This is a genomic window from Komagataeibacter sp. FXV3, from assembly GCF_015155755.1.
GTDB lineage: Bacteria > Pseudomonadota > Alphaproteobacteria > Acetobacterales > Acetobacteraceae > Komagataeibacter.
Genome location: NZ_VWPI01000097.1, coordinates 1 through 7,317 on the forward strand (window position 1 = coordinate 1; position 7,317 = coordinate 7,317).

General features: G+C 62.0%; 7 protein-coding genes. 1 reads left to right on the forward strand and 6 read right to left on the reverse strand.

Going from position 1 to position 7,317, the window contains the following annotated elements:
* A partial coding sequence (locus tag F1542_RS09260) for a hypothetical protein (RefSeq protein ID WP_193732785.1) occupies positions 1-186 on the forward strand: 186 nt, incomplete at its 5' end.
* 77 nt (positions 187-263) lie between these two features.
* On the opposite strand, the gene ftsH is transcribed toward F1542_RS09260, so the two are convergent.
* The 6 genes from ftsH to F1542_RS09290 all read right to left on the reverse strand — a co-directional run.
* Positions 264-2,204 carry an ATP-dependent zinc metalloprotease FtsH gene (gene ftsH, locus F1542_RS09265; protein ID WP_193732786.1) on the reverse strand — a complete coding sequence of 647 codons (1,941 nt, stop codon included), beginning with the start codon at positions 2,202-2,204 and terminating at the stop codon, positions 264-266.
* Between the two features lie 144 nt (positions 2,205-2,348).
* Positions 2,349-3,611, reverse strand: coding sequence for a tRNA lysidine(34) synthetase TilS (gene tilS, locus F1542_RS09270; protein ID WP_193732787.1), 1,263 nt, complete (start codon positions 3,609-3,611; stop codon positions 2,349-2,351).
* Between the two features lie 17 nt (positions 3,612-3,628).
* Complete coding sequence (locus tag F1542_RS09275; RefSeq protein ID WP_193732788.1) at positions 3,629-4,372, reverse strand: hypothetical protein; 744 nt, start codon at positions 4,370-4,372, stop codon at positions 3,629-3,631.
* A 111-nt stretch (positions 4,373-4,483) separates the two neighbouring features.
* Entirely contained in the window at positions 4,484-4,954 is a 471-nt protein-coding gene (gene pal / locus F1542_RS09280) for a peptidoglycan-associated lipoprotein Pal (protein WP_141261093.1), read from the reverse strand.
* A gap of 247 nt (positions 4,955-5,201) precedes the next feature.
* Positions 5,202-6,566 (reverse strand): Tol-Pal system beta propeller repeat protein TolB, encoded by a 1,365-nt coding sequence (tolB, locus tag F1542_RS09285; RefSeq protein WP_193732789.1) that lies wholly within the window; start codon positions 6,564-6,566, stop codon positions 5,202-5,204.
* A 30-nt stretch (positions 6,567-6,596) separates the two neighbouring features.
* Positions 6,597-7,317 (reverse strand): energy transducer TonB (locus F1542_RS09290; protein ID WP_193732790.1); only part of this gene is annotated, 721 nt, incomplete at its 5' end.

Genomic DNA, 7,317 nt, shown 5'->3' on the forward strand with positions numbered 1-7,317 from the left:
GGGCGAGGGGCTCAATCAACCAGTCTTTCATCGTCATCTGTCTCAGCGGGCATCCTGAAAACGGTCCATGAAAAACGTCCTGCAAAAGCTGTTTTTCCAGAACGTTTCAGGGAACGCTGCCTTTTTGAAAAAGGCGGCACCCAAAAGCTTTTATTACTTTCCTATCAAGAAATTATTTTAAAATAATTTCTTATGATTCAAATACAAATATGGCGGGATAGCCATAGGCTACCCCGCCATATTTTACATCCGGATCAGCTATCCTAGCCAGCCGGTGCGGTACCAACGCCACCGCCACCTTCCGGCGCAGGCAAAGGCGCCACCGGGGCCGAGGGCGCCGAAGGCGGCACGGACGGACGCCGGTTTTCCGGCATCGGATCATCAACCACCACGCGCTCGATCTTCTCGCCACGCAGCACCTGCCGGATTTCTTCACCCGTCAGGGTTTCATATTCCAGCAGGGCGGCACCCAGACGGTGCAGCTGGTCAATATGTTCCAGCAGCAGGCTGCGGGCACGGTCGTAGGCAGCGTCGATCAGCTTGCGGACTTCATTATCGATCTCGCGGGCCGTTTCCTCCGACACGTTCTTGTTCTGCGTGACGCTGTGACCAAGGAACACTTCCTGCCCGTTGCCACCATAGGCCACCATGCCGAGCTTTTCGCTCATGCCCCATTCGGTCACCATGCGACGGGCTACATCGGTCGCCATCTTGATATCACCCGACGCCCCGGTAGAGACATTGTCCGGGCCAAAGATGATTTCCTCCGCCGCACGCCCGCCCATGGCCAGCGTCAGCTTGCCAATGCACCATGACCGGCTTTCGGAATAACGATCCTTTTCCGGCAGGCTCATCACCATGCCCAGCGCACGGCCGCGCGGAATGATGGTCGCCTTGTGCACCGGATCGGAACCGGGGGTCAGGATGCCGACAAGGGCATGGCCACCTTCATGATAGGCGGTCATCTTCTTTTCATCTTCGGTCATGACCAGGGACCGGCGCTCGGCCCCCATCATCACCTTGTCCTTGGCGTTCTCGAATTCCAGCATGGCGACAGTACGCTTGCCAAGGCGGGCAGCCATAAGGGCTGCTTCATTGACAAGGTTGGCCAGATCGGCACCGGAGAAGCCTGGCGTGCCACGGGCGATCACCTTGGGGTCCACGTCGGATGCCAGCGGCACCTTGCGCATATGGACACGCAGGATCTTTTCACGGCCTGCCACATCGGGGTTGGGCACCACGACCTGACGGTCAAAACGGCCGGGACGCAGCAGGGCGGGATCAAGTACGTCGGGACGGTTGGTCGCGGCAATCAGGATCACGCCCTCATTGCTGTCAAACCCGTCCATCTCGACGAGCATCTGGTTCAGGGTCTGCTCGCGCTCATCATTTCCACCACCAAGGCCCGCGCCACGATGGCGGCCAACGGCGTCGATTTCGTCGATGAAGATGATGCAGGGTGCGGCCTTCTTGCCCTGTTCGAACATGTCACGCACGCGGGATGCACCCACACCCACGAACATTTCCACGAAGTCGGAACCGGAAATGGTGAAGAACGGCACGTTCGCCTCACCCGCAATGGCACGCGCCAGCAGCGTCTTACCCGTGCCGGGGGGGCCGACCAGCAGCACGCCCTTGGGGATCTTGCCGCCCAGACGGGTAAACTTCTGCGGATCGCGCAGGAAGTCGACAATTTCCTGCAGTTCACCCTTGGCTTCATCAATGCCCGCCACGTCGTCAAACGTCACACGACCCTGCTTTTCGGTCAGCATCCGTGCGCGCGACTTGCCAAAGCCCATGGCGCGCCCGCCACCAGACTGCATCTGGCGCATGATAAAGATCCACGCACCGACCATAAGCAGCAGCGGCGCATAGTTGATCAGGTAACGCAGGAAGGGGTTGGTGTCGCTTTCCAGCGGCTTGGCCGCGACCTCGACGCCCTTTTCCGTCAGGCGGGAAATCAGGGTCGGGTCCTGTGGCGCGTACGTGTCGAACGAGGTGCCATCCGTCAGCGTGCCGGTAATGTTATGTTCCTGCACCACGACAGACCGGACATGCCCGCTGTTCACGTCTCCGATGAAATCGGAATACGCCAGTTGCTGCGATGCGTGCTGCACGCTTCCCGGCTGGAAAACGTTAAACAGCAGCAGCAACAGGACGATGATGATAACCCACAGGGCCAGGTTACGGCCGAAATTGTTCATCTTGCCTACTGTTCCATCCGCTGGCCCCTTCGCCATCACCCCACGCGGGCAGACGAACAGACGCCACGTTCACTACGTCCTATCATACATAGGACGATCAAGGGACATTCACACCCCCAATCCGCCACCTTTTATGACAATGGATCAGTAAGGTCCGTCATCGGGCGCATAAAACATGGCTCCGGGCAGTACGGGATGGGGTGGCTGGTTCACAAAAACCGCATTGGCCACGCAATCCTGCGTGCGCAGCCCCATATGCGGAACGGCCATGACCCGCCCATCATGCCACAACGCGGGCAGCGTACGCAACACGCGTGCGGGCCAGACGGAACGCGACCGGCCAGCAGGCCACCATGATGCCACGGCACCCGCCGCCCCCATCATCCACCCCGGCGGCAGAGGCTGCGTCCGCAGCACGAACCGTCGGTCCCATACACTGCCCGCACGAGCAGGCATGGGGGAAGCAAGCGCTGATTCCTCGCGCGCGACAATCCATTGCCCATCACGCCACGGGATGATGGCCGCCCCCGCCAGGGTCGCAGGCCGGGGCGCATGGACCAGCCGTCCGACGGCCTCACGCCCCGGTGGATAGTCCCGGCCGCCAATCACGCGGATCAGGGCGGAAAGCAGTCTTGCAGGCGCCAGCCCCGCAGGCAGCACCACCCATCCCCCACAATGAAACCGTGCATGGGCCGCAAGCCATTGCGCATCCGCCGCATCATGCGCCATGCGCGCCGCCCCCGCATTACGGGCCGCGGCCAGCAACCCCGTGGCCTGATCCCCATCATGGGCCAGCGCCTGCCGCGCGCGCGCGCGTTCCGTACGCAGGTCATGGTTTGATGGATCTTCCACCCATGCCGCCCCCGCCGCGCGAACGGTGGCATACAGGGCGGACTTGGCAACCCCCAGCAATGGCCGGACAATGCGTACATCAGCCACGGGCATCGCTGTTGCCATGGCCGCCAGCCCGTCATCACCACTGGCGGCGCGCCTGCGCATCATGACCGTTTCCGCCTGATCCCCCGCATGATGGGCCACCAGCAGGTCCAGCGCCCCAATTTCCCGACAGGCTGCAAACAGGGCCTGATAGCGCATGCGCCGGGCACGTTCCGCCATGCGGGGACCGCGTTCCAGTCCCGTCAGGGTCTGCAGGCGACCGGGAATACCAAGTGTGGACAGCCGGGTCAGGGTCTGCATGGCTTCTGATCGGGATTCGGCACGCAGGCCATGATCGACCACCAGCGCCACCACGTCACGCCGCCATTGCCGCGCAAGGATGGCCAGCGCCATGCTGTCCGCGCCCCCCGATACGGCAATCGCCACCGGCACGCCCTGACCCGGCCATGGACCAAGGGACGCCATCATGGTGGCAAAACGTGACGGATTGACCGGTTTAGCCGAAAGCACCAGCGTCCTTTCGCCGGTCAGCTACACTTGGCGCGTTTACGGTAGACCTGTTCGGCGGATTTGATACGGGCGGCGGGTTCAGGAAATTCGCTGGAAAGCTTGTCCAGCGCCTGACAGGCTGATGCCTTGTCATTCAGCGCCACAAGCGTCGCCGCCACCCCCAGCAGGGCACTGGGCGCACGCTGCCCATGCGGCGCGCGATTATAGGCGTCATAATAGGCCAGCGCCGACTGACGGTACTGTTTCTGTCCCGCCAGCGACTGGGCCAGCAGGTACTGGGCATCCACCTGTCGGGGGGATTTGGGTCCGGACAGGACCTGCTGCGCATCAGTTTGCGCCGTGGCGTAATCCTGTTTCAGCAGTGCGTCATTGCCGGCCTTCAGCACATCATCCGGCGTGCGCTTGGCTGCCGGCGCGGTCGCAGCGGCAGCAGCGGCCGCAGGCGGAGCAAGGGTGCTGGAACCCGCGACGCCGCCATGGCCATGCTGCATGGCGAAGTCCATGTCACCGATCTGCTTGCTCAGGGTGGCATTCTGCTGCTGTACCTGATTGGTCAGCTGGTCGATCTGCCCACGCATTTCCCGCGTCTGTTCTTCCAGCGCGTTTACACGGTCAAGTAGTTGCAGGGTCAGGGTATTGTCACCGGCAGCCTGCGCCAGCCCCATGCCCGCCAGCGAAATCCCACCGGCCAGCATGCCTACCCTGCCCCACCGTCGGCACAGGAAGGGGACCGAAAGGAAACATGACATCACAGACTGCATGGACCAAACCCTTTGAAACACAAGACATGCATACCTAAAACAAAACCGGCCGAGCGATAAGCGCCCGGCCGGTTCCATAACTGTCACGCCATCGAAAGCGTGGGCAGAAACTTACTGTACCGCCGTGATGGCGTTACGGTTCTGGGCCCAGGATGCTTCGTCATCGCCAACAGCGGTCGGACGGTCCTTACCATAGGAAATGGTGGTGATGCGCGATGCATCGACACCCTTTGCCACCAGGTAGTCATGTGCTGCATTCGCACGACGCTCACCCAGCGCAATGTTGTATTCTTCCGTGCCACGGTCATCGCAGTTACCGGCGATCTGCACGTGCACCTGCGGGTACTTGGCCAGCCAGGCAGCCTGCTTGTCCAGCGTTGCCTTCGCGTCGCTCGACAGCGTGTTCTGGTTCAGGGCGAACAGGACGCGGTCACCTGCGGTTGCAACCAGGTCAGCCTCGCTGCCCGGGGCCGGGCCGACCTGCTGCGTGGCGGCGCCCGTGTTCACGTTCTTGTTCGCATGATCGGAACAGGCAGCGAGAAAAAGGGCCATGCCGGCCGCACCAAGAAGCTTCAGTTTCATTACTTTTGATCCTGGATCGGTTTCATTTCTTGAAACCATTTGTTGAATTTCCGGATTTAAATATAGAACGGTCCCGAGTCTCGTTGCGCCCTGCCAAACAAACTGTCAAACAGAAACTCGCGATCGCTGGAAACCGCAACCAACATAGAGGTAAAACCCGGCCGCAGTCAATGTTGGACAAACACATACCCGCCATTTGCCAAATGATTAGGTGGCGGAATATTATCTGCCCAACACATTGAAAGAATTACTTATTCAGCGGCGACCATGTCGGATCGGACGCGCTGCCCGCAGGCAATGCCCGTTCATGGAAGCCGGTAATGTCAATTGTACTGATCCCTGTTGCAAATCCGGCACCATTGCTGCCCGCCGAACTCTGGCGGCAGAAAGCCAGCACGCGGCCATTGGGGCAGAATGTCGGGCTTTCCACCGTAAAGCCCTGCGTCAGGATCCGCTCCCCCGTTCCGTCAGGCGCCATGACCCCCAGCGAGAAGCTGCCATTGGCAATGCGCGAAAACGCAATCAGGTCGCCACGGGGGGACCAGACCGGGGATCCGTAATACCCATGGCCATAGGAAATCCGTTTTGCATCACCGCCGGCAGCACTCATGATATAAAGCTGCGGCGAACCGCCACGGTCGGAGTTGAAGACGATCTGCGACCCGTCGGGACTGTAGGACGGACTGGTGTCAATCGCACCGGATGACGTGATCTGCCGCCGCGCCATCGTCGCCAGATCCACCGTATAGATGTCCGACCCGCCACCACGCGTGACCGACAGGACCACGGAACGCCCGTCCGGGGAAAAACGGGGGGCAAAGGAAATACCCGAGAAGTCGCCCAGCAGTCTCTGCTGTCCGGTATTCAGGTTGAACAGGTAAACACGCGGCCTGTAGTTGGCATAGGACATGAATGCCAGTTCACTATTTGCCGGGTTGAAGCGCGGCGTCAGCGTCAGCCACTGCCCGTTGGTCAGGTAGCGGCTGTCCGCCCCGTCCTGGTCCATGATGGCCAGACGGGTGGTCTGGTGCGCGCGCGGGCCGGAACGGGCGATATAGGCAATGCGGGAATTGAAATAGCCCTGCTCACCCAGCAGGCGGCCATAGATCACATCGGCAATTACATGCGCGATGCGGCGCCAGTCCTGGGCCGCCGCGGTATAGGCCGTGCCCTGGATCTGCTTGCCGGTCACGACATCCCACAGGCGGAATTCCACCCGCAGGCTACCACCCTGGTCCATGACCTTGCCGGTCACGGCCGCGCGCGCGCCCATGGACTTGTAGCTACCGAAATCGGGCGTGCCCTGCGGCATGCTGGCGCTGATGGGACGGAACAGGCCGCAATTCGCCAGATCGGCGGAAATAACATCCGTGATCTGCTGCGCGACACCACTGCCCAGCGAGGGCAGGACAATGGGAATGGGTGCGGTGCGGGCCTGGTCCACCGTAATTTCGGCATCGCCCGCCTGCGCATGGGCGGCACCGGCGGCAAACAGCGGCGTGGCCATCAGGCCACCGGCCACACCCGCCCCCATGAAACCGCGACGGCCGAAAGCCGCGGCCAGCCGGTCGGCATCATCATCTGGAATCAATGGCTTTACGCTTGACGTCATTTTCATCTCCCCGTCTTCGTCCCCCTGTTCTCAGGGACGGAATACGAATTTCAGTTGCCGGGTCTGGCCCAGAAGGTTCTGCGGAATGGGCAGTTTGGCACAGGTGGGGCTAAGCACCGCATCACGCGCACGTTCCGCCAATGCGCGATAGGACGGGTCTGATGCCATCTGCGCCTGCGTCTGGGGGGCGAATTCCACCAGGCGCGCCGTACCCGTCTCATCTACCGTCACAACCAGATGCGCCACGAACTGGGCATAATTACGCGCAGCCGTATCTTCCGAATAGCAGCGGCGCACGGAATTGCCGATCGCCTTCTGCTGCGTTGCATTCAGCGCACTGGTGATGTCCCCGTCCGGCGTCCCGCCGCCATCCGGCGCACCGCCCTGCTGCGGATTGGGTCGCGCCTTGGGCGGATGGGTCTGCTTCTGGTCCGCGCGGAACGCATCCAGCGTGGCCAGCAGGGAATGCGTGTCGGGCACGTGCTTCTTCGCCTCATTAGGCTGCGTCGTGCTTGACTTCTCCTGCACCTTGGGTGCGGCCGTCGGGTCTGGCTGGGCTGAAGGCGGCACAGGGGCGTGGGCCTGTGCCGGGGCAGCCTTGGCTGGCGTAGGCGGCAGCTTCACCGCATCGGGTGAGGGCTGCTGTTCACGCGGTGGCGTTGGCGCGTCGGGCACGGGCCTGGGCGCCTGCTGCGGCGGCGGCATGGGCGGCGGTGGTGGCGGCGGCGGGGCCGCTTCCTCATTGGGTGCC